The following is a 19,240-nucleotide window of genomic DNA, read 5'->3' on the forward strand; positions in this document are numbered from 1 at the left end:
GCAAGGGATGATCACCACGCGCATCAAGATCATGGCCGCGATGGCGGCGCTGACGAGCAGCCTGTGCGCCGGCTACGCCGCGTCCGATACGGCGAGCCACGGCCTCGCCTCGCCCGAAAGCTTTGCGAACATCGCAGACACAGAAAAACGCTCGGCCGCGATCTTCACCGAGCTCGGCAAGGTGCTGACGCATCCACGCTGCACCAACTGCCATCCGGCCGGCGACAGCCCGCGCCAGGGCGACAATCCCCGCCTCCATCAGCCGCCGGTGACGCGCGGCGCCGACGGGCACGGCCTCGAGGCGATGCGCTGTCACACCTGCCACCAGAAGGCCAATTTCGAGCCCGGCCGCATTCCCGGCCATCCCGAATGGCACCTCGCCCCGCGCGAGATGGCCTGGGAAGGCAAGACGGTCGGCGAGATCTGCGAGCAGATCAGAGACCCCTTGCGCAACGGCGGCCGCAAAGTGGAAGCGCTGATCGACCACATCGGCAAGGACACCCTCGTCGGCTGGGCCTGGAAGCCCGGCTTCGGCCGCGCGCCTGCACCGGGCACACAGGAGCAGGCCGGCGCATTGGTGGAGGCCTGGGTGAAGACGGGAGCGGCGTGCCCGGCGCCGTGATCGGGCGTGGGCGTTCTTGAACGTCGGCTTCCGGGTTAAGGCGGAAGCCCCTCTTGGCCGGCACCGAGGACTAATGCCAGCGGCGGTTCTTTTCGCCGGGCTGCATCTCGGCTAGGATTTCGCGCATGCCGCTCACTAGCCCGATACGGCCTTATGATCCAAGGTGGCCGCTGGAATATGCGAACGAGGAAGCGCGCCTGCGACCTATCTTCGGGCCAACTCTGGTGGAAATCCATCACGTTGGAAGCACCGCCGTGCCCGAACTAGCCGCGAAAGGCGAAATCGACATACTTGCGGTGATCACTCTCGACGGAGCGGTCGAAGATTGGACCCGATCGTTTGAAGAGTTGGGCTATCGACGCGGAGGCGATCTTTCTCGGGGCCATCATTTCTTCAAACGCGATGTCGCCGGTGTCCGAACTCACAAGCTGCATATCTGCCGGGAAGGTCACGCGCAAATCGACAGAATGTTGCGATTTCGAGAGCACCTGCGACGACACCCAGCGGATCGAATGAGATACCAAGAACTAAAGCTTGAACTGGAACTGGCAAATGCGGGAGGCATCCAAGAGTATCTCGCCGCGAAAGAGCCGTTCATCAGCAAAATTCTGACTGGCCTCGATTGAGTGAGTTTGGCGTCTCCGTATGAATTTCGGAGCCGCGAAGCGCACCAACACCATGTCGCCTGTTGGCCCGCGGACGAAGATGGATGTGACGTTCGGCACGACCGTAATCGGGGCCAGACCGGACATCGCGCTCCCGCGGCCACACCGACGTGTTTCTGACCCAAAGCCGACACGGGGCAAGGCATCCCCGTTGAAACCCCGCGTTACCCGATGAGGGGTTCCTTTGATCGACCAATTTTGTTGCCCGCTTTCGGCCCTTAGTCGTCTCTAGGCTACTTAGAGCACCGCCCATTTAAACCAATGGAAATGGGTATCCAGGGCGACAGCTAAGTTACCTAACGAAACGATGATGCCGACAATCGCAACCACAGTTGGCAGATTGCCAATATCGTAAGTTTTGTCGGTGCTTCCAGCTGTGGTCTTGACACGCAACAAGGTGGATTCGGGCATTCTGAAATCCTCTCCTGATGGTTGAATTAGTCGCTGGCACATCAGCGGTACTCGGGCGTGCAGTCTCGTTCAATATAGCGGCATTACCCTTAAGGTAGATATCGTCTCAAGTTCTCGTGAAGGTTGCTTCATCACGCAAAGCGTTCTGCGTGATCCTTTACAGCCTCTCAGCTCTTAACCTACGCTTTGAGCTTGGGGCCCCGGCAAATGCTATCGCCGAACAAGAACATCACATGTCGAAGTCTGTTATTGGGCCAAGGCCGACATCCAGACGCTAGGCTTTAATGTCGTCTTTTGACGACAAAGCGGACGCGACGACTTTGTGAGCAGATGCCATCAGCTTGAGCGAGGCGGGCGGCCGCAAGCTGCGCTCCTCTGTCAGCGACGCCCCCAGCATCGCCGCTGTCCGACGTGCATGCCCCGGAGGATACAGCCGCCATGAAGCAACACGCCACTCTAGCAAATCCAATCACAACGGGAGAGAATGACCGTCAGAGCGGATGACGGACGAGACGTTGATGGATTCCCCGCAAGCCGGCCCCTTTGCACCATTCGAGTGGATGCTCTCGGCACGCTATCTGCGCGCCCGCCGCAAGGAAGGGTTTGTCTCCGTCATCGCCGGGTTTTCGTTTCTCGGCATCATGCTCGGGGTCGCCACCCTGATCATCGTCATGGCGGTGATGAACGGCTTTCGCACAGAACTTCTCGGCAAGATCCTCGGGTTCAACGGGCATCTTGTGGTGCAGCCGCTCGAAACGCCGTTGACGGACTGGAAGGATGTCGCCGAGCGCATCGGCCAGGCGCAGGGTGTCCGGTTGGCGGTCCCGGTCGTCGACGGCCCTGCGCTGGCATCGTCGTCCAACGCCTCCGGCGTCCTGGTGCGCGGCATTCGGGCGGCTGACCTCAACGAGCTGCCCTCGATCGCCGGCGGCATCAAGCATGGGTCGCTTGAGCATTTTGACGAGGGCCAGGGCGTCGCCATCGGTCAGGGCCTTGCCGATCAACTCTCCGCCCATGTCGGTGACGGCATCACGATCGTTGCACAGCGCGGCGCAGTCACCCCGATGGGCATGATGCCGCGCGTCAAGAAATATCAAGTGGCGGCGATATTCGAGGTTGGGATGTCCGAATACGACGCAGGTGTCATCTTCATGCCGATCACCGAAGCGCAGGCTTTCTTCAATCGCAATCAGGATGTCACCGCGATCGAGGTGTTTACGGCCAATCCCGATCGGATCGACCTGTTTCGCAAGACGGTCGCGGAAGCGGCTGGTCGACCGGTCTTCCTGGTCGACTGGCGGCAGCGCAATGCAACCTTCTTTGGCGCGCTCGAGGTCGAGCGCAACGTGATGTTTCTGATCCTGAGCCTGATCGTTCTGGTGGCCGCACTGAACATCGTGTCCGGCCTGATCATGCTGGTGAAAGACAAGGGCAGCGACATCGCCATCCTCAGGACCATGGGCGCCTCGCAAGGCGCGATCATGCGGACCTTCATGATAACAGGCGCTTCGATCGGGGTGGCGGGAACGCTGGTCGGCTTCGCCGTCGGACTCCTCGTCTGCGCCAATATCGAACAGATCCGACAGATCATGTCTTGGCTGACGCGCACCGACCTATTTCCGCCGAAGCTTTATTTTCTGTCCAAGCTGCCGGCAGAAATCGATCTCGTCGAGACCGCAGCAGTCGTGACCATGGCACTGACCCTGTCGTTTCTCGCGACGCTCTACCCATCGTGGCGCGCTGCGCGGCTCGACCCCGTCGAGGCGCTGCGACAGGGAGGATAGTTCGTAGGATGGGTTGAGCCCTTGCGAAACCCATCGCTATCGTCTTGTGATGGCATTCCGTCATGACCGCGTACCACCCCGGTCAAGCATACTCTTCGTTTCACCGTCGCGCCGAACTTGGTCACGATCCGATGGACTGGGCGGGCGATCAGCCTGAAGGCGGTCTTCGCCATGGCGAGAGGCGTCAGGTTGGCGATGGGTTTCGCAAGGGCTCAACCCATCCTACGAGCTGGGTGAAGACGGGAGCGGCGTGCCCGGCGCCGTGATGGGGCGTGGCGGCGAGTCACCATGCGTCGGCTTCCTAGAGGCCACGTGAAAATCGCAGCATCAACGGCTTATGATCCGGAACGTATTCCTCGCGGGTCAGTATTTCGATTCGAGGCAACGTAGTCGATCTCGCCATACGAGATCCCGATATCCATAAGCTCTCGATCACTTAGATTATAAAGATCGTGCCGCAGCCGCTCCCATTTCCGCCACTCTTGAAAAGCGTCCCAACAATTCTTGAGAGCGCTGACATTGCCTTGCTGTGCTGTCGTCTGGACCAAGCCCGCTGTCTGGTAAAACGTGTTCATTGCAGCATCCTCGGGTGCCTTGTTTCCACCCAGGCAAGTTGCCAGGATCCGACCCGGCACGCTTAATCTGTCGCTTACATTTTCCTTACGGGCAGCTTATTCTCCGTCCTCCAAATGTTGCCGGGCCTAACCGGGGACGGCTTAAGGGATTTCGCGTCGTGCGCTATCTCTTCGAAGACTACGAACTGGATTCCGGCCGCCGCGAGCTATACCGCGATACAAAAGTCGTCGCCCTGACGCCACAAGCCTTTGACCTGCTTGACTACCTCATCCGCAACCGCGAGCGCGTCGTCTGCAAGGACGATCTTATCGCAGCCATTTGGAAGGGGCGATGCGTGTCGGATGCCGCGCTGACGACCCGGCTGAATGCCGCTCGCTCCGCGATTGGCGATTCCGGGGAGAAGCAGCGGTTGATCAAGACGCTGCCGAGGAAAGGCTATCGCTTTATCGGCACTGTGCAAGAAGCTCACAACGCTTCCACAGGGGTAGTAACCGAAATCCAAGGAGAAACGGCCAAGGGTGCCCTCACGCTTCCCGACATACCGTCGCTAGCCGTTCTCCCGTTTATTAACCTGAGTTCCGATCCAGAGCAGGAGTATTTCGCCGAAGGCATGGTCGAGGACATCATTACCGGCCTCTCACGATCCAAATCGCTGTTCGTCATCGCGCGACAATCCACTTTTACCTACAAGGGCAAGACTGTCGACGTCAGGCAGGTCGGACGCGAGCTAGGAGTTCGATATGTACTCGAAGGCAGTGTGCGCAAATCCAACGACCGAGTTCGCATTATCGGGCAGCTGATCGAGGCCACGACGGGTGCCCATCTTTGGGCAGACCGTTTCGACAGCCAACTCAATGACATCTTCGATCTGCAGGACCAAGTGACGAGCAGCGTGATTAGCGCACTCTTTCCGCACTTGGAGCGTGCCGAGATAGAACGCGCAAAGCGCAAGCCAACCGAAAATCTTCAGGCCTACGACTACTATCTTCGTTCACTCTCGAGCTTCTATCAATTCACCCGCGAGCAAAACATTGAAGCCCTCAGACTGACCCGGCTTGCAGTCAAGATCGATCCCGGATTGGCGGTAGCACACGCGCTTGGTGCTTATTGCTACCTGCAACGCAAGGTCTTCGGCTGGACGGTTGATGCGGATCAGGAACGAAATGATACCCGACTGTTTGCAAGGCGCGCGATTGAACTCGATAAGGACGATCCAACCGTACTCGTAAGGGTTGGGCAGGCAATTGCCGCCGTACTATATGAGATCGACGAAGGCGTTGCCCTCGTCTTCCGAGCGCATGAACTTAACCCAAGCCTGGCTCTCGCACAGTATACGATCGGCTGGGACCACATTCGCCGCGGCAACGTAGAGGCGGCACTTAAGCAGTTCCATGCCGGGGGGCGCTTAAGCCCCATGGATCCGTTTATTTTTTTGATGCAGACCGGAATAGCGTTCGCGCATTTCTTGGCAGATCGATACGAAGACGGGACATCATGGGCCAAGTCGGCTGTGTTGCACCGGCCTAACTATCTAAACGCACAATTTATTCTAGCGGCATGCCACGCAATGTCCGGACGTGTCGAGGAAGCCCGGATGATCAGTGCACGCCTAGTCGAAGCGAGGCCGGCGCTGCGCATCTCCACACTCATTCCCAAGCTCGCCCAATTTTACATCCCGGAACACCTCGAACGGATCAATCGGGCTTGCCACATCGCAGGCCTCCCCCCATGAACGCGTGCGCCCGGTCACTTGAGCCCCCTGCTCGCACACCGATGAGGCGCGAGGGTAAGTACGCGCGAACGTCCGCTTCGGGGCCTAGAGCGGCAGTCGCCGCGTCTAGTGGTCGTCGGCGGCTTGTGATCCGAAGCGGACATCGTTGCGTCGCGAGAGTCGCGCTGCGCGGCGACAGTCATGCCACCAATGGTACAGCAGTCAATGCCATTCAAGCCGTTCCACGCGCGCCTGCCGTCTGTCGCGCCGCGTTCTCTTGTCCGAGAGCTGCTTCCAGCCGCGAGATGTTTTCCTGAAGGCGGTGGTTGTTTTCCAGGAGGCGCCGGCTGGTCAGGACGAGGATATAATAGCCGAATTGCTGATCATTCTGGAAATAGATTTCAAGCAGCCTTTCATAAGTTATGGCCAGGACTTCGCCGTTTTCCATGCACTCGACCGTCGCGGTTCGTCGGTTATTGGGCATGAGAAAGCCAAGCTCTCCCATGAGACGCCCTGGCGGAAGCTCGACGCCGATTTCTTTGGCGAGAAACTTCCCGGTGACGGTCAGAAACATTTCCGTAGCGGCATCCCCCTTCCTGAAAAGTATGTCGCCTCGGCGATATCTACGTTCGGTCATGAATGGCTTCAGCCATTCCATCGACCTGTCACCCTGCGTCGCGTTACGCGCCTTCTTGACGAGCTTGAGCAGTTGACGGAGGCGAACGGCATTGACTGGCAACAGCAGCAGATAGAGCAGCAAGCTGGCGACGCTCCCAGAAAGCACGCAAGAAATTGCGAAGAATGTGCAGCCGACCATATTCGCGACCCGCAGCGGGACCATTCTTTGCATGAGCAAAGTAGCGACAAAGAAGATGGCGCCAACCAAGGCGAACATGTTGGCGAGCGTGATATTGGTCAACACAATTTCAATCAGCCGATCAAACAGCGCGTCGTAGGTAAGGTTGTTGGGATCAAGTCCCATTTGAACGAGAATCTTTGCGAGCCTGAGATTGTCCGCCGCTGTATCAAGAATGCGGTCCAGAATTGTCGAAAGATCTGCATTGGAATTCATCGGATCACCCCTATGCAAACAGTCGGTTGGGTCGGAGTTCGCGAATACCGACGGTCTAAGTCGGACAAGCACGACCGGTATTGATCCACGTTCCATATTACCCGGCGCGATTGTTTTCGGCGATCACAGGCGCGTGGCCAGTAGCGTGTCAACGCTCCGACCGTGCACGGCTCCGGCTGCCCTCAACCCGCGATACATAAGCTCGCTCCTCCCCTGGCTGAACTGGGCTCAGAGCGCCGCGATGTCTGCTAGCTGAAGTAGATCGGAACAAGGGCATGAAAGGACAAGGTCAGATTTTGGGCCCGCCGCTGACGTCAGCCCAGAGCGCGAGCGTGTCCGCTTCCGACAGGTGACCCGACCAAGTTCATGCTGGCCAACGAGGGCGGCCTTTGACCCAAGGCGGACCTACCAGCCTCTTGACGGATGCTGAGAGCCATGGCGCAACTAGATTGGAAAAGTGCCTCGGTGCCACCCCATACATGATGCTGACAGTTCTAGACGCAGAACTTTTGATCAAGCAGCACTTGGGCGACACGCCAAGAGCTGATCACTCGCGCTTTGTGGCCCACATTCTGCGCATGCTTGCGCCGAGCTTTTCCGCCTCAGCTGACTTTTGGGAGGTCGTTGGCCTGTGCCATGATCTGGATTACTTTCATACATCGGGGAATTGGAGCCAGCACGGTCTGTTAACAGTCCGCTGGCTCGGCGACAGCCTTCCTGCTGAGGCACAGAATGCCATCGCTTCGCACGATCATCGCGCTGGCATTCAGGCGGACACTACGCTCGCCGACATGCTGAAAGCGGCGGATGCTATTGCTATCATTGACGAGAGATTGGGGCGGAGCACGCTCTGTAGTACGGATCGCTCAAAGCCTTACGAGGCCCTGCGCCGCCAGCTTGGGGATCGCTCTTATTTGAGCGACATCTTGGAGAGACACTCTGAAAAGCACCGCATTAGTTTTGACCGCTTACTCGAAATCGTTGCCCTTGCACCGGAGCAATAGGGTTCGGTGGAAACTCCAATTGCAGAACTTCCAAGGTCTGCTGTTGGGCCCAGAGCCGACCTTCGGCACTTACTCTGGCGAAGTCCGCAAGTGACTCGACGCGGACAACGAGGATGGCTCGAAGGTTTCGAGCCATCCAGTGGGCGGCGTGGATTAGTGGCGGCTTTCGGCGACGCGCTTTTCGCCGGGCAACTTGCCTCCGGCCAGCAGGCTGGTGCAAATCCACCGGGATTCTCTGGGTTGCGCGCCAAGAAGAGCCTTGGTCTCTACGCACTGCGCGTAAGTGTTGTAGCTGAGCGTGTCCGTGCACGTTGACGAGAAATTGCTACCGTCAATCGCTCCGCCCGTCCCGCCTCCGGCAGCCATGCTACATCCAACCCAGGGAGCGTTGCCGACCCTGTAACTGGTTTCGCAGCCACCGTTACAGCTGCTGGCAGATCGCTCCAGCCTGGCGATCTTCCCCAAGACCGTATTCGGCCCGAATACCGGCCCTTGAGCGGTCGATGAACCGGTCGCCCGGTGGTGGTGGGAAGTCACGGTCGTTCGCCCTTGCCTCGGCACAACAGTCGTTCTTGCCTTCGGCGCTTCGACCGAGACGGTGGGAAGCGAGGAGCTTGGTGTGGGTTGTGACATTGCCGTGCTGCTGCACAGCAAGACAGCCGACAAGGTAACGATGACGGACGGCACGGCGAAGCCAAATGACGGTCGCATAGGGTACCTCCCAAATTCGGGACGGAAATGCCGTCCCCACAGCTAAGAGTTGTATCACAGCATACAGATACCGGCAATTTCGGAGGGTGCAGGACGATCTGCGCCATCGACATGGGGCTACAGAACGTCGCCCGCACCGTTGCGGGGTCGGCGTCCGGCCCAAGGCCAACATCCAAACGCACGGCTCGAACGTCGCCTTGCTCTAGCAGAGCAGACGCGACAGCCGATGAGACGCCCTACGCCCGCCGCATCAGCCTGAGCGATGCCGCCAGCCGCAGACTGCGCTTGCCGGCGAGCGCGATGCCTTCGAGCTCGCCGCTGTCTTGCGTGCAGGTGCCCGAAAAACCGATCCCGACCTCGTAGCCGCCGAACACGGGATTGTCGCCCTTCGCCGGCGTGTGCTCCTGGTTGAGCATCTCGCCCTTCCAGCGGCCGTCCGCCGACGAATAGGCGCCGAGATAGTAGAAGAACGCATCGCCGCCGAGGATGCGGCCGTCGATCAGCAGCATCACGCCGGAGAGCCCGGCATCGACGCCGTCGAGCGCGCGCAGGCTCATTCCGTAGAGGCCGTTGGCGATGCCGCCCTGCCCGATCGTGCCGCGGGGCGGCAGCGCCTCGTCCTCATCGAGGCGGGTCAGGTTGGCCCAGAAATGACCGCCCGGCATGGTGTCCGCGCTGCCCTCCAGGCGGATCTGGTTGCCGACCTGCTTGCCGCGCGCGCCGATCGTTGCGACGTCGGCGCCCATCAGCGGCTTGTAATGGGGGTCCTCGTTGTGGCGCTCGGTGATCACCTCGGCAACGATCTCGCCGTCCCGCTCGGAATAGGTGCCGAGATGCGCGAAGGCGGAATTGCCCCCTAACATCTTGCCGTCGTGCAGGCACATGATGCTGCGCCCGAAGGCCTCGTGGATGCCGTATTCAACCTTGTAGAGCCCGTCGAGCAAAGTCATGAACCCGCAAAAAATAAAAGGAATCGCGGGCTACCTAGCACCGTCGCCGCACCGAAGCCATCCGGCTTTTCCGCGCAGGCTGCGCGCGGAGCCGGTCGTGCCATGATGCCATCATGCGCCTGTTTTGCCCGACGGAGCAAGCAAATTTCGTAAAATCCGCATCCGACCGTTTGGTTCGGCTATTCGGGTGTTTCGTCAGCCCCCTGGCTACTGTGCATGGGGTTGTTTTCGCCTTTCGAACCCGCAAGTGCCTGCGCGCGACCAAGCGGCATGGACCCGATTGAACCCTCAGCCGACGAGCAGATCGCAGCCTTCATCGCCAGCGCTGCGAAGCAGCCGCTGCTCGATGCCGCATTCGAACTCTGGCGCTGGCGCTACCGATTGAATTCGATCAAGGGGCGCCCGACCGCCGAAGAGGTGCGCATCAATCGCACGCTTTCACCGGAGCAGATCGGTGCGAAATATCGCCACGATCGCGACCGCGCCCATGAGGGGCCGATGTTCGGTTATCTCAAGCGCGCCCATCCGCATGCCGGCGACGATGCGATCCGGCAGGCCATCATCACCGCCGTCAAGTTCGAGGGCGCGGCCGAAGCGCATTTCAAGTGGGACGGCGATTTCTGGGCTTGCGTCGTGCGCGCGGTGGCACAGGCGGCTGCGCAATATCCCGGCTTCCTCGAGACAACCTATCGCGACGCCCGCAACAATCTCGCCTACTACATGAAGTGAGCCAAAGCGTTTTCGAGCGAAGGAAAACGCGTCAAGCAAGACTCTAGAAGCACAGCGTGGTGACGAGCTTGCCTTGCTTGTCCTTGATCGCGTAAGGGCAGCGCAGCCGCTCCAGCGCCTTCTTGGCGTCCTCGTCGCCGAGCGCGGCCGCGCGCTCGTAATAGGCCTTTGCGGCATCCTTGTCCTTCGGACCGCCGCGGCCGCCCTCGGCGAAGGCCCCCATCCGCTCCAGCGCGCCGGGATGGTTTTGCGCGGCCGCCTTCTCGAACAGCGCGCGTGCCGCAACGTCGTCCTTCTCGCCGCCATTGCCGTTGGCAAGCATCAGGCCGAGCTGGTACTGCGCCTCCGCATTGGTCTCGGCGGCCTTGCCGAGCAGCGTGCGTGCCTGCGCCGGATCGGCGGGCACGCCACCGCCGGCGTTGCCGAGCGCCGCGAGATTGGAGACGCCGCGGGGATTGCCGGCCTGCGCCGCCTTCTCGAACAGCTTTCGCGCCTGTGGCTCGTCCCTGGCCACGCCGGAGCCGGTGCCGTAGGCGACGCCGAGCTCGACCATCGCAGCGCTCGAGCCCTTGTCGGCCGCCTTGCGCCAGGCCGCGATCGCCTCGGCCGTCTGCCGGTTGGCGGCATAGGCACGGCCGAGCGCGAACATCGCGCGGCGCGACGAGGATGCCGCCTGCTTGCAGAATTTGATCGCGGTTGCGACGTCGGAGGCCGCGATCTCAGACACGCCCTTGACGTCAGCCGGCTTGTCGGGATCGCTTGGATCGGCGGCGACGCGATCGCACAGGACGAGGTCGGCCGATTGCGCATGGGCAGCGACAGGCACGACGAGCGCGACGAGGACGGCAAAGAGATGGATCCGCATGGCCATCACGTTGCGTTGACGCCCCGGCGATTTCAAGGCTCGAGTCCTGATTGGCGCAAGACGGGCACGACCTGCGGCGATGCCAGATAGCGCAGCAACGCCTCGGCGCCTTCGGCCTGCTTCGCATCCACCATGCGGCCTGCGGAAAACACCGCCGGCGTCTGCAAATCATGCGGGACCGGGCCGATCACCTCGATGCCCTCGACCTGCTTCAGCTCGCTGATCTGCTGCACGGCCAGATCCGCCTCGCCGCTGACGAGCCGCTCCGCGGTAAAGCCCTGTTCGACGATGGTGGCCTTGGCGTTGATCTCGGCGGCGATGCCCATCCGCACGATCAGCTGGGCGAAGTAGACGCCGCTTGCGCCGAGCCGTGAATAGGCGACCGACCGGGCCGCGAGCAGCGTCTTGCGCAGCGCGGCTTCATCGGCGATGCCGGGATGCGGCGCGCCGGTCCGCACGGCGAGACCGACATAGGAGCGCGCGAGGTCGGCTGCGCTGTCCGCGATCACCCGGCCCTCGCCGATCATTTCGTCGAGCCCTTCGCGCGTGAGGATCACGAGGTCGGCGGCCTCGCCGGCACGCAAGCGCTTGAGCAGCGCCAGCGTCGGCGCGAAGTCGGCATCGACGTGAATGCCGCTCGCCGCCTCGAAGGCGGAGGACAGGCTGCGCATCGCGCCCATCAGGCCGAGCGTCGAGAGCATGCGAATTTTTTCCATGGGCACTTTCCTGGTGCGATCAGGCGCGATGCATCAGCTTCAGCGCCGCGGTCAGGCGCAAGCTGCGCTTGCCGGCCAGCGCGGTTGCTTCCAGCACCGCCTCGTCGCCGTCATAGCTGCCGGAGAAGCCGATGCCGACCTCGTGGCCGCCGAAGATCGGATCGTCCTTGGCGGGCGTGTGCTCCTGGTTGAGGATCTGGCCCTTCCAGCGGCCGTTCGCGGCAGTGTAGCTGCCGAGGTAATAGAACGAGGCATCGCCGCCGAGGATGCGGCCCCGGTTGAGCAGCATCACACCGGTCAGTCCGCCGTCGACACCGTCGAGCATGCGCAGATGGATCGAGTAGAGGCCATCGGCGATCCCGGCCTCGCCGACGCCGCCGGCGATCGGCACCTCGTCCTCCGTGATCGGCGTCATCAGCGACTGAAAGGGCACGCCGGGCAGCTCCTTCAGCTCGCCCTTGAAGCGGTAGAGATCGCCGTCGGCAAAACCCTTCGCGATCAGCGTCGCATCGTCGGTGCCGGCCATGGCGCGGTAGTTCGGATCGGGGTTGTGGCGGACGGTCTTGATGACGATGTCGACGCCACCTGCGGTCTTCTCGTAGGTGCCGATATGGGCGAACGCCGAATTGCCACCGAGCATCTTGCCGTTGCCGGCATGCATCACGCTCCGGCCGACCCTGTCGCCGAGCTGAAATCGCACCTTATAGAAGCCTTCAAACACCAGCCGTGTCCCCGGCCCCGCGCGCATCCTGCGCCCACTCTAGCCCGGTTTGGGCTGCGATGGACAGGCTCAAGGCCGGCATGGCCGCCAGACCCACAACGAGCGCTGTCATCGGCAAGCACTGTCATCGAAATGCAAAAATCCGCCGGAGCCTTTTGAGCTCCGGCGGATTTGAAAGCCAACCCGGGCCAGCCCCCCAGCCCGGGCCTGGAGGATGCTTAAGCCGCGGCCTTCTTGTCAGCCGGGACGGACGCGATCGTCTTCAGGATCTGCGAAGCGATCTGGTATGGGTCGCCTTGCGAGTTCGGACGACGGTCTTCCAGATAGCCCTTGTAACCGTTGTTGACGAAGGAGTGCGGAACGCGGATCGACGCGCCACGATCGGCCACGCCGTAGCTGAACTTGTTCCACGGCGCGGTCTCGTGCTTGCCGGTCAGACGCTTGTCGTTGTCCGGGCCGTAGACGGCGATGTGGTCCATCAGGTTCTTGTCGAACGCGGCCATCAGCGCCTCGAAGTACTCCTTGCCGCCGACCGTACGCATGTACTCGGTCGAGAAGTTGGCGTGCATGCCGGAGCCGTTCCAGTCGGTGTCGCCGAGCGGCTTGCAGTGGAACTCGATGTCGATGCCGTACTTTTCGGTCAGGCGCAGCATCAGGTAGCGGGCCATCCACATTTCGTCAGCGGCCTTCTTGGAGCCCTTGCCGAAGATCTGGAATTCCCACTGGCCCTTCGCGACTTCCGCGTTGATGCCTTCATGGTTGATGCCGGCAGCCAGGCAGAGGTCGAGATGCTCTTCGACGATCTTGCGGGCGACGTCGCCGACGTTGGAGAAGCCGACGCCGGTGTAGTACGGGCCCTGCGGCGCCGGATAACCGGAGGCCGGGAAGCCGAGCGGACGGCCGTCCTTGTAGAAGAAGTATTCCTGCTCGAAGCCGAACCAGGCGCCGGCGTCGTCGAGGATGGTGGCGCGCTTGTTGGAGGCGTGCGGGGTCTTGCCATCGGGCATCATGACTTCGCACATCACCAGCACGCCGTTGGTGCGGGCGCCGTCCGGGAACACCGCGACCGGCTTCAGCACGCAATCCGAGCTGTGGCCTTCGGCCTGCTGGGTGGAGGAGCCATCGAAGCCCCAGAGCGGAAGCTGCTCGAGCGTCGGGAACGACGCGAATTCCTTGATCTGAGTTTTGCCGCGCAAGTTCGGAGTCGGCGTATATCCGTCGAGCCAGATGTACTCGAGCTTATACTTGGTCATTGAGCCTCTCTGTAGATGATGCGAAAGGTGGGGTTGAGAGCCCCGCACGTTTGTACCCGGCCATCATCGGCCGGTGCCTTATAAGCATTTTGCGTGCCAAAAGGCCGCAGCGCGGGAGGTTTTCCACCGCGACCGGAACCGGCCCGGCGGCGGCAAACCGTCCACAGCAGCGTGCGGCATAGGCGCGCACCTTCGCGTGAAGCTGCACTGCAAAAATCCCGCGGAAAACGCCTGATTCTGGAGCAGGCAGGCCCCAGCTGAAGGTTGCCGATGAAACGCGCATCAACGTCCGGCAACTTTCGTAAAGCCCCCACCCCCTGCCCAGCAACCTTTGGAATGGCCTAGGCGTTAGTCATCGACACGGTGCCTTAGGGGGTGCAGACCATCACCTGCCTACAAATTGAGCGGAAACTGATTTCCTTTTCAGCACTTTGCATTTCGGAGTGCCGGGCCGATATGGGGATTCCAGTAACCACAATCGAACGAGTCGGGCGCACCATGGAGGCCAAGGCGCTTCGACCCAGGAGCAATCGCATGATGAACAATGGACTGAGTCAGGGATCTGCGAAGATCTATCAATTCCCCGCTGGGGGCCGCGCGGCTCTCGCCGGACGCCGCTATGGCGAGACCCGCTTTCCCGCCGATCACGCTTCGCTTCCCGCGAACGTCTCGATCTGCAGCGACAGCTGGTACCACCAGGACGCGGTCGACGAAGCAAAGCCCAAATGGGAACGCTAATGCCAGCATCTGGTTTGAGACCGACGCGCTCCTCCAAGCGCGCAGCGGAAGTTTGAAAAGGGTCGAAACAACGAGGTTTCGACCCTTTTTGATTCCAGACCTGATTAGCGTCAGATCACCGCGCAGGCCGTCGCCGGCCGCTTCAGATGCTTGACCGTGGTCGCCCCGGTCTTGCCAATCCTCAACGTGATGCCCGCTCCCGAATAGCGCACCCCCGAAAGAGCCAACCGCTTGGCAAGCGTCGCCGGTTCGCCGTCGATCTGGAGGAATGCGCGCTTGTCGCCGTCATAAAACGCAACAATGAACTGCGTACCATCGGCGCAGCGGTAGTTCCGGAATGTCTGCGCGTCGGCCTGCCGCGCCCCGGAAATTGCGGCCGTCAGCATGCTGATCCCCAAAAGAATGGCCTTGTGTCGGCCCATGATCGCCCCCTGTAATGGTCCGTCGGCAACATAACAAAAGCAGCTCCGATGTCAGACTCCCCTGCCCGTCACCTCGCCTTGCACGGCGCCAGCAATTTTCGCGACCTCGGCGGTTACGCCACCAGCGACGGCCGTACCACGCGCTGGCGCCACATTTTCCGCTCCAATCATCTCGGCCAGCTCACCGCTGAAGACATCGCGATCGTCCGCGCACTCGGCGTCAGAAGCGCGTTCGACTTCCGCGGCGTCGAGGAGCGTGCGGCCGGCGTCTGCGTCGTCAACGAGATCACTGTGCATTCGCTTCCGATCGAGCCGACGGTCGTGGCCTCACTGCGCACCGAGCTCGCCAGGGGCACGCTGACTGCGCCCGTCGCGCTCGAGCTGATGCGCGAGTCCTATCGCAACTATGTCCGCCACAACACGCACAGCTTCCGCATGCTGTTCGGCCATCTCCTGCAGGACCGCGCTCCGCTCGTGATCCACTGTACCGCCGGCAAGGATCGCACCGGCTTTGCCAGCGCACTGATCCTGCATGCGCTCGGCGTGCCCGAGGCGATCATTGCAGAGGATTACCTGCTGACCAATCGCCACTACAAGCGCGACGTGTCGAGCGTCTCCGATCTGCCCGCCGACGTCCTCGACGCGATCGGCTCGGTCAACGCTTCCTATCTCGACGCCGCCTTCGATGCCGTCAGCGGCGAGTACGGCGATGTCGAAACTTACCTGCGCGACGGAATCAAGCTCGGGGCAGCGGAGCGGACCGCGCTGAAGGAGCGCTACCTTCAGCCGTGACCGACGACAAGCGCCTCACGCTGTCGGAGTTGCGGCCTTGATGATGGAATTGGTCAGCGCGAGCGATACCTGCATGGTACTCCAATTGCTCTGATGCAGCTTCAGGTCATCCTCCGGATCGAGCAGCTGCTCGAACGAGACCTTGTTGTAGACGTGCCAGTGGCGCATGAGCGCCCAACGCTGGAACAGGTTGACCTCGGCGTCCTCCGCTGCGGTTCGGATCGCCGAAACCATCTTCTCCGCGAGATCGGCGTTGTCGTCGTACAGCATGGCCGTCACATATTGCGGGTCGATCAGGATGACATCCATGGTCGGGTGATTGCGCAGGAGGGCCAATCCCCTGGTGATGCTCGCGACCACTTCGTCGAAATTGAACTCCTTCTGGCGAAAGACCGCGTTGGTCCCGACCTGCCAGAGCACCAGAGATGGATTGTCAGCGAAGATATCGTCGTCGAACCGAGGCACTTCCAATGTCGCTTCCTGGCCACCCTGGCCGCGGTTGAACACGTCGATCCGGATGTTCGGATGGGGATCGTCATCCTTGTAGTGTTTTCTCAAATACAGCTCGAGCCGCGCGGGATAGGGAACGACATTGCGAAGTCCCGCAGTCGAGGACGACCCCATCGCCACCACGCGCACGGGGCCTCGTCGACCCAACGCCGCCCGGAAATTCTCCAGCGGACGCTTCAATTCAACGATCTCTGGAGGATTATCGAGAGTCGGCAAGTCATCAGACATGAAACGCCCTCCGTCGCCGCCTAAAGTTGCATTTATAGCCCAGCCTTGATGCCGCCGCCATTGCAAGTCCAATTCCCCTCACGCAATAGTCGGCGCGAAGCGAGACGACGGAGAGTATCGTGCAGGGAAAAATCATTGTCGTGACCGGCGCGCTCGGCGCGCTTGGCAAGGTGGTCGCCGACATCGCGCAATCACGCGGCGCGCGGATCGCCGGCATCGACCATGCGCCCTCTCAAATGTCTGCGACGACCGAGCGCATCGAGATCGGCGGCGTCGACCTCTCCGACGCGGCGCAGGCGAAGACGGCGGTGGACGCTGCCGCGAAGCACTTCGGCGGACTGGACGCCTTGGTCAACATCGCCGGCGGCTTTGCCTTTGAAACCGTGGGTGACGGCGACATCAAGACCTGGCACCGCATGCATGCGCTGAACGTGCTGACGGCGCTCAACGCCTCGCACGCGGCGTTGCCGCATTTGGCCACCTCGAAGGCAGGCCGCATCGTCAATATCGGCGCCATGGGCGCGCTGCAGGCGGGCTCGGGCATGGGTCCCTACGCGGCGTCGAAGGCCGGCGTGCACCGCCTCACCGAAGCGCTCGCCAACGAATGGAAGGGCAAGGTCACCGTGAACGCGGTGCTGCCGTCGATCATCGACACCAAGACCAACCGCGCCGACATGCCGAAAGCCGACTTCGCCAAATGGGTGACACCGCAGGAGCTTGCCGAGGTGATCCTGTTCCTCGTGAGCGACGCCGCGAGCGGCGTCACCGGCGCGCTCATTCCGGTGAGCGGACGGGTCTGATCAATCCGGCACAAGCAGGCGCAGATTGCCCTTGAAACGGATGCTCTGCTTGCCGGCGAGCGCCATGCCTTCGCCGTAGGCGGTCTCATCGGTATAGGTGCCACTGAAGCCGATGGTCACGACCCTGCGGCCCCACACCGGGCGCTCATCGAACGAAGGCGAATGCTCCTCGTTGGTCAGCTCGCCCTTCCATCTGCCATCGGCGGACGTGTAGCTGCCATAGGCAAAGAAAAAGGAATCGCCGCCACGCATGGTGCCGTCACGCAGCACCATGACACCCTGATTGCCGCCCTGGACGCCATCCAGCATCTCGATCCGGATATGATAGAGCCCGTTCCTGATCGTCATCGTCGCGCCCGCCTGTTCCCCGCGCAGGGGTATAGCTGGCTTGACAGCGTCCGGGCAAATGGCCGGCAGCCCGAGTTGGATCCGGGCTAAACTGGCCGCAACTGATTCTCCGATCGGAAACTCGCCTTGGAAACCGAGCTCTATCTCCCCGTGAAACGCTTCCTCGAAGAGCTCGGCTTCTCCGTGAAGGGCGAGATCGGCGGTTGCGATCTCGTGGGGCTGAGCGCCGGCGATCCGCCGGTGGTGGTGATCGGCGAGCTCAAGCTCGCCTTCAATCTCGAGCTTATCCTGCAGGCGGTCGATCGCGCGCCGGCGGGTGACGAGGTCTGGATCGCCGCAAAGATGTCGATCCGCGGCAAGGGTCGCGAGAGCGACGCGCGCTATCGCAATCTATGTCGGCGCCTCGGCTTCGGTATGCTCGGGGTGACCGACAATGGCCAGGTCGAGGTGCTGGTGAAGCCGCCGACAGCCGCCCCGCGCCGCGAACCAAAGACGCGCTCCCGGCTCGTAGCCGAACATCAGCGCCGCCAAGGCGATCCCGTGCTCGGCGGCAGCACGCGCGCGCCAATCATGACGGCCTACCGGCAACAGGCGCTGGCCTGCGCATCGCAGCTCGCCGCAGGCCCGCGGGCCGTGCGCGAATTGCGCGAACGCTGTCCCGATGCCGGCAAAATTCTCCTGCACAACGTCTATGGCTGGTTCGAACGCGCCGAGCGCGGGATCTATCGGCTGACCGAGGCCGGCCACACCGCGCTGAAGCGCTGGCCGCAGACACCGGTCAAGACCATCGCGCGCGAAGCATCCCTGCCCTAGCGGCCATCACTGTGGAGAACGGCATGATCGTGGTGACTGGCAGTGTGACGGTCCGGCCCGAGGCGTTCGAGGAGGCGCGCCGCCTCAGCCTCGAACACGTCCATCGTTCGCGCCTGGAGCCCGGCTGCATCTCACATGCGGTGCATGTCGACTGCGAGAACCCGCTCAGGCTGGTGTTCTTCGAGCAATGGGCTGACCGGGCCGCGCTTGCGGCCCATTTTGCGGTACCTGCGTCCGGCGATTTCGTACGGGCCCTGCGCTCACTCGCCACCTGGGCGACGACGCTCGAACTTTACGACGCCAGCAAGCTCGAAAAGCTTTGAGTGCATAGCTGAGATGCCACACCAAATTCATATTGCAATGCAACATGGGTCGCACTAGGTATCCCGGCATCAAAACGAGGCCGTTATGAGCGCAGACTGGAATACCAAATATGGCACGCGGCGCGTGCGCCACGATCCGCCCACCCTGGACGAGGCGATCTTCGCCGCCGTCGGCATCACCGACGATCAGGAGCAGCAGGCAGAGATCGCTGCCTCGCTGATGGGGATGCCGCTGGACGTCGTTCAGGCCGAGGTGAAGAAGCAGGCCCGCACCAACAGCCGTATCACCGCGACCCGCGTGATCGCCGGCGAACAAGGTGCGCAGCGCTCCGTCGTGGTCGAACGCCGCGTCGTCCGCCGCTTCGGCAACGACAAGCGCACCGGCACCTGAGCACTCATTCCCTTGCTTCAATCGAAAAGCGGGCCGGCCTTGCCGGTCCGCTTTTTGATTCAGACCTTTAATTCCAGGCCTTTCG

23 protein-coding genes are annotated in these 19,240 nt (G+C 61.7%); 12 read left to right on the forward strand and 11 right to left on the reverse strand.

Annotation, left to right across the window (positions count from 1 at the left end; all coding sequences use genetic code 11):
* The first annotated feature begins 7 nt into the window (after window positions 1-7).
* Both QA645_RS24210 and QA645_RS24215 read left to right on the forward strand, forming a co-directional pair.
* Entirely contained in the window at window positions 8-622 is a 615-nt protein-coding gene (locus QA645_RS24210; protein WP_283044197.1) for an Isoquinoline 1-oxidoreductase subunit, read from the forward strand.
* Window positions 623-747: 125 nt separating this feature from the next.
* A complete protein-coding gene (locus QA645_RS24215; protein WP_283044198.1) occupies window positions 748-1,248 on the forward strand; it encodes a GrpB family protein in 501 nt (166 codons plus the stop codon).
* A gap of 276 nt (window positions 1,249-1,524) precedes the next feature.
* Here QA645_RS24215 and QA645_RS24220 read toward each other — a convergent pair whose 3' ends face one another.
* Window positions 1,525-1,698, reverse strand: coding sequence for a hypothetical protein (locus QA645_RS24220; protein ID WP_283044199.1), 174 nt, complete (start codon window positions 1,696-1,698; stop codon window positions 1,525-1,527).
* A 518-nt stretch (window positions 1,699-2,216) separates the two neighbouring features.
* Between QA645_RS24220 and QA645_RS24225 the strand changes: the two genes are divergently transcribed.
* Window positions 2,217-3,482, forward strand: coding sequence for a lipoprotein-releasing ABC transporter permease subunit (locus QA645_RS24225; RefSeq protein WP_283044200.1), 1,266 nt, complete (start codon window positions 2,217-2,219; stop codon window positions 3,480-3,482).
* Between the two features lie 335 nt (window positions 3,483-3,817).
* On the opposite strand, the gene QA645_RS43365 is transcribed toward QA645_RS24225, so the two are convergent.
* Complete coding sequence (locus QA645_RS43365; protein WP_349253136.1) at window positions 3,818-4,057, reverse strand: DUF1127 domain-containing protein; 240 nt, start codon at window positions 4,055-4,057, stop codon at window positions 3,818-3,820.
* Window positions 4,058-4,215: 158 nt separating this feature from the next.
* Between QA645_RS43365 and QA645_RS24230 the strand changes: the two genes are divergently transcribed.
* Window positions 4,216-5,790, forward strand: coding sequence for a winged helix-turn-helix domain-containing tetratricopeptide repeat protein (locus QA645_RS24230; RefSeq protein ID WP_283044201.1), 1,575 nt, complete (start codon window positions 4,216-4,218; stop codon window positions 5,788-5,790).
* 211 nt (window positions 5,791-6,001) lie between these two features.
* On the opposite strand, the gene QA645_RS24235 is transcribed toward QA645_RS24230, so the two are convergent.
* Window positions 6,002-6,841: a cyclic nucleotide-binding domain-containing protein gene (locus QA645_RS24235; protein ID WP_283044202.1), complete on the reverse strand. Its 840-nt coding sequence runs from the start codon at window positions 6,839-6,841 to the stop codon at window positions 6,002-6,004.
* Window positions 6,842-7,320: 479 nt separating this feature from the next.
* Here QA645_RS24235 and QA645_RS24240 point away from each other — a divergent pair, with 479 nt between their 5' ends.
* Window positions 7,321-7,845 carry an HD domain-containing protein gene (locus QA645_RS24240; RefSeq protein WP_283044203.1) on the forward strand — a complete coding sequence of 175 codons (525 nt, stop codon included), beginning with the start codon at window positions 7,321-7,323 and terminating at the stop codon, window positions 7,843-7,845.
* 947 nt (window positions 7,846-8,792) lie between these two features.
* Here QA645_RS24240 and QA645_RS24245 read toward each other — a convergent pair.
* Window positions 8,793-9,500, reverse strand: coding sequence for a hypothetical protein (locus tag QA645_RS24245; protein WP_283053308.1), 708 nt, complete (start codon window positions 9,498-9,500; stop codon window positions 8,793-8,795).
* A gap of 276 nt (window positions 9,501-9,776) precedes the next feature.
* Between QA645_RS24245 and QA645_RS24250 the strand changes: the two genes are divergently transcribed.
* Complete coding sequence (locus tag QA645_RS24250; RefSeq protein WP_283044204.1) at window positions 9,777-10,235, forward strand: hypothetical protein; 459 nt, start codon at window positions 9,777-9,779, stop codon at window positions 10,233-10,235.
* 43 nt (window positions 10,236-10,278) lie between these two features.
* Here the strand turns inward: QA645_RS24250 and QA645_RS24255 are convergent, their stop codons facing one another.
* From QA645_RS24255 to QA645_RS24270, 4 genes are all read right to left on the reverse strand, one after another.
* Window positions 10,279-11,100, reverse strand: a complete 822-nt coding sequence (locus QA645_RS24255) for a tetratricopeptide repeat protein (protein ID WP_283044205.1) — start codon at window positions 11,098-11,100, stop codon at window positions 10,279-10,281.
* 32 nt (window positions 11,101-11,132) lie between these two features.
* Window positions 11,133-11,816, reverse strand: a complete 684-nt coding sequence (locus QA645_RS24260) for a substrate-binding domain-containing protein (protein WP_283044206.1) — start codon at window positions 11,814-11,816, stop codon at window positions 11,133-11,135.
* Window positions 11,817-11,835: 19 nt separating this feature from the next.
* Window positions 11,836-12,537: a GrlR family regulatory protein gene (locus QA645_RS24265; RefSeq protein ID WP_283044207.1), complete on the reverse strand. Its 702-nt coding sequence runs from the start codon at window positions 12,535-12,537 to the stop codon at window positions 11,836-11,838.
* Window positions 12,538-12,755: 218 nt separating this feature from the next.
* Entirely contained in the window at window positions 12,756-13,790 is a 1,035-nt protein-coding gene (locus tag QA645_RS24270) for a glutamine synthetase beta-grasp domain-containing protein (RefSeq protein WP_008129886.1), read from the reverse strand.
* Window positions 13,791-14,324: 534 nt separating this feature from the next.
* On the opposite strand from QA645_RS24270, the gene QA645_RS24275 reads away from it, so the two are divergent.
* Complete coding sequence (locus QA645_RS24275) at window positions 14,325-14,528, forward strand: DUF2735 domain-containing protein (protein WP_254131072.1); 204 nt, start codon at window positions 14,325-14,327, stop codon at window positions 14,526-14,528.
* A 110-nt stretch (window positions 14,529-14,638) separates the two neighbouring features.
* On the opposite strand, the gene QA645_RS24280 is transcribed toward QA645_RS24275, so the two are convergent.
* Window positions 14,639-14,950: an MliC family protein gene (locus QA645_RS24280; RefSeq protein ID WP_283044208.1), complete on the reverse strand. Its 312-nt coding sequence runs from the start codon at window positions 14,948-14,950 to the stop codon at window positions 14,639-14,641.
* A gap of 48 nt (window positions 14,951-14,998) precedes the next feature.
* On the opposite strand from QA645_RS24280, the gene QA645_RS24285 reads away from it, so the two are divergent.
* Window positions 14,999-15,742 (forward strand): tyrosine-protein phosphatase, encoded by a 744-nt coding sequence (locus QA645_RS24285; protein ID WP_254131070.1) that lies wholly within the window; start codon window positions 14,999-15,001, stop codon window positions 15,740-15,742.
* 15 nt (window positions 15,743-15,757) lie between these two features.
* Here the strand turns inward: QA645_RS24285 and QA645_RS24290 are convergent, their stop codons facing one another.
* A complete protein-coding gene (locus QA645_RS24290) occupies window positions 15,758-16,546 on the reverse strand; it encodes an SGNH/GDSL hydrolase family protein (RefSeq protein ID WP_283044209.1) in 789 nt (262 codons plus the stop codon).
* A gap of 53 nt (window positions 16,547-16,599) precedes the next feature.
* On the opposite strand from QA645_RS24290, the gene QA645_RS24295 reads away from it, so the two are divergent.
* Window positions 16,600-17,280 (forward strand): SDR family oxidoreductase, encoded by a 681-nt coding sequence (locus tag QA645_RS24295; RefSeq protein WP_283044210.1) that lies wholly within the window; start codon window positions 16,600-16,602, stop codon window positions 17,278-17,280.
* Here QA645_RS24295 and QA645_RS24300 read toward each other — a convergent pair whose 3' ends face one another.
* A complete protein-coding gene (locus QA645_RS24300) occupies window positions 17,281-17,628 on the reverse strand; it encodes a GrlR family regulatory protein (RefSeq protein WP_254131067.1) in 348 nt (115 codons plus the stop codon).
* Between the two features lie 126 nt (window positions 17,629-17,754).
* Between QA645_RS24300 and QA645_RS24305 the strand changes: the two genes are divergently transcribed.
* The 3 genes from QA645_RS24305 (at window position 17,755) to QA645_RS24315 (ending at window position 19,155) form a co-directional block, all read left to right on the forward strand.
* Window positions 17,755-18,441 carry a DUF2161 family putative PD-(D/E)XK-type phosphodiesterase gene (locus QA645_RS24305; RefSeq protein ID WP_283044211.1) on the forward strand — a complete coding sequence of 229 codons (687 nt, stop codon included), beginning with the start codon at window positions 17,755-17,757 and terminating at the stop codon, window positions 18,439-18,441.
* Window positions 18,442-18,464: 23 nt separating this feature from the next.
* Window positions 18,465-18,764 (forward strand): putative quinol monooxygenase, encoded by a 300-nt coding sequence (locus tag QA645_RS24310; RefSeq protein WP_283044212.1) that lies wholly within the window; start codon window positions 18,465-18,467, stop codon window positions 18,762-18,764.
* A gap of 85 nt (window positions 18,765-18,849) precedes the next feature.
* Window positions 18,850-19,155: a hypothetical protein gene (locus tag QA645_RS24315; RefSeq protein ID WP_148779049.1), complete on the forward strand. Its 306-nt coding sequence runs from the start codon at window positions 18,850-18,852 to the stop codon at window positions 19,153-19,155.
* The last annotated feature ends 85 nt before the right edge of the window (window positions 19,156-19,240 follow it).

It is taken from the genome of Bradyrhizobium sp. CIAT3101, assembly GCF_029714945.1.
Classification (GTDB): Bacteria; Pseudomonadota; Alphaproteobacteria; order Rhizobiales; family Xanthobacteraceae; genus Bradyrhizobium.

Excerpts from the sequence above, each read along its gene's own strand:
- QA645_RS24210 (WP_283044197.1), top strand. The coding sequence starts at position 8 with ATGATCACCACGCGCATCAAGATCATGGCCGCGATGGCGGCGCTGACG.
- QA645_RS24215 (WP_283044198.1), top strand. The coding sequence starts at position 748 with ATGCCGCTCACTAGCCCGATACGGCCTTATGATCCAAGGTGGCCGCTG.
- QA645_RS24220 (WP_283044199.1), bottom strand. The coding sequence starts at position 1,698 with ATGCCCGAATCCACCTTGTTGCGTGTCAAGACCACAGCTGGAAGCACC.
- QA645_RS24225 (WP_283044200.1), top strand. The coding sequence starts at position 2,217 with ATGGATTCCCCGCAAGCCGGCCCCTTTGCACCATTCGAGTGGATGCTC.
- QA645_RS43365 (WP_349253136.1), bottom strand. The coding sequence starts at position 4,057 with ATGAACACGTTTTACCAGACAGCGGGCTTGGTCCAGACGACAGCACAG.
- QA645_RS24235 (WP_283044202.1), bottom strand. The coding sequence starts at position 6,841 with ATGAATTCCAATGCAGATCTTTCGACAATTCTGGACCGCATTCTTGAT.
- QA645_RS24240 (WP_283044203.1), top strand. The coding sequence starts at position 7,321 with ATGATGCTGACAGTTCTAGACGCAGAACTTTTGATCAAGCAGCACTTG.
- QA645_RS24250 (WP_283044204.1), top strand. The coding sequence starts at position 9,777 with ATGGACCCGATTGAACCCTCAGCCGACGAGCAGATCGCAGCCTTCATC.
- QA645_RS24255 (WP_283044205.1), bottom strand. The coding sequence starts at position 11,100 with ATGCGGATCCATCTCTTTGCCGTCCTCGTCGCGCTCGTCGTGCCTGTC.
- QA645_RS24260 (WP_283044206.1), bottom strand. The coding sequence starts at position 11,816 with ATGGAAAAAATTCGCATGCTCTCGACGCTCGGCCTGATGGGCGCGATG.
- QA645_RS24270 (WP_008129886.1), bottom strand. The coding sequence starts at position 13,790 with ATGACCAAGTATAAGCTCGAGTACATCTGGCTCGACGGATATACGCCG.
- QA645_RS24275 (WP_254131072.1), top strand. The coding sequence starts at position 14,325 with ATGATGAACAATGGACTGAGTCAGGGATCTGCGAAGATCTATCAATTC.
- QA645_RS24280 (WP_283044208.1), bottom strand. The coding sequence starts at position 14,950 with ATGGGCCGACACAAGGCCATTCTTTTGGGGATCAGCATGCTGACGGCC.
- QA645_RS24285 (WP_254131070.1), top strand. The coding sequence starts at position 14,999 with ATGTCAGACTCCCCTGCCCGTCACCTCGCCTTGCACGGCGCCAGCAAT.
- QA645_RS24300 (WP_254131067.1), bottom strand. The coding sequence starts at position 17,628 with ATGACGATCAGGAACGGGCTCTATCATATCCGGATCGAGATGCTGGAT.
- QA645_RS24310 (WP_283044212.1), top strand. The coding sequence starts at position 18,465 with ATGATCGTGGTGACTGGCAGTGTGACGGTCCGGCCCGAGGCGTTCGAG.
- QA645_RS24315 (WP_148779049.1), top strand. The coding sequence starts at position 18,850 with ATGAGCGCAGACTGGAATACCAAATATGGCACGCGGCGCGTGCGCCAC.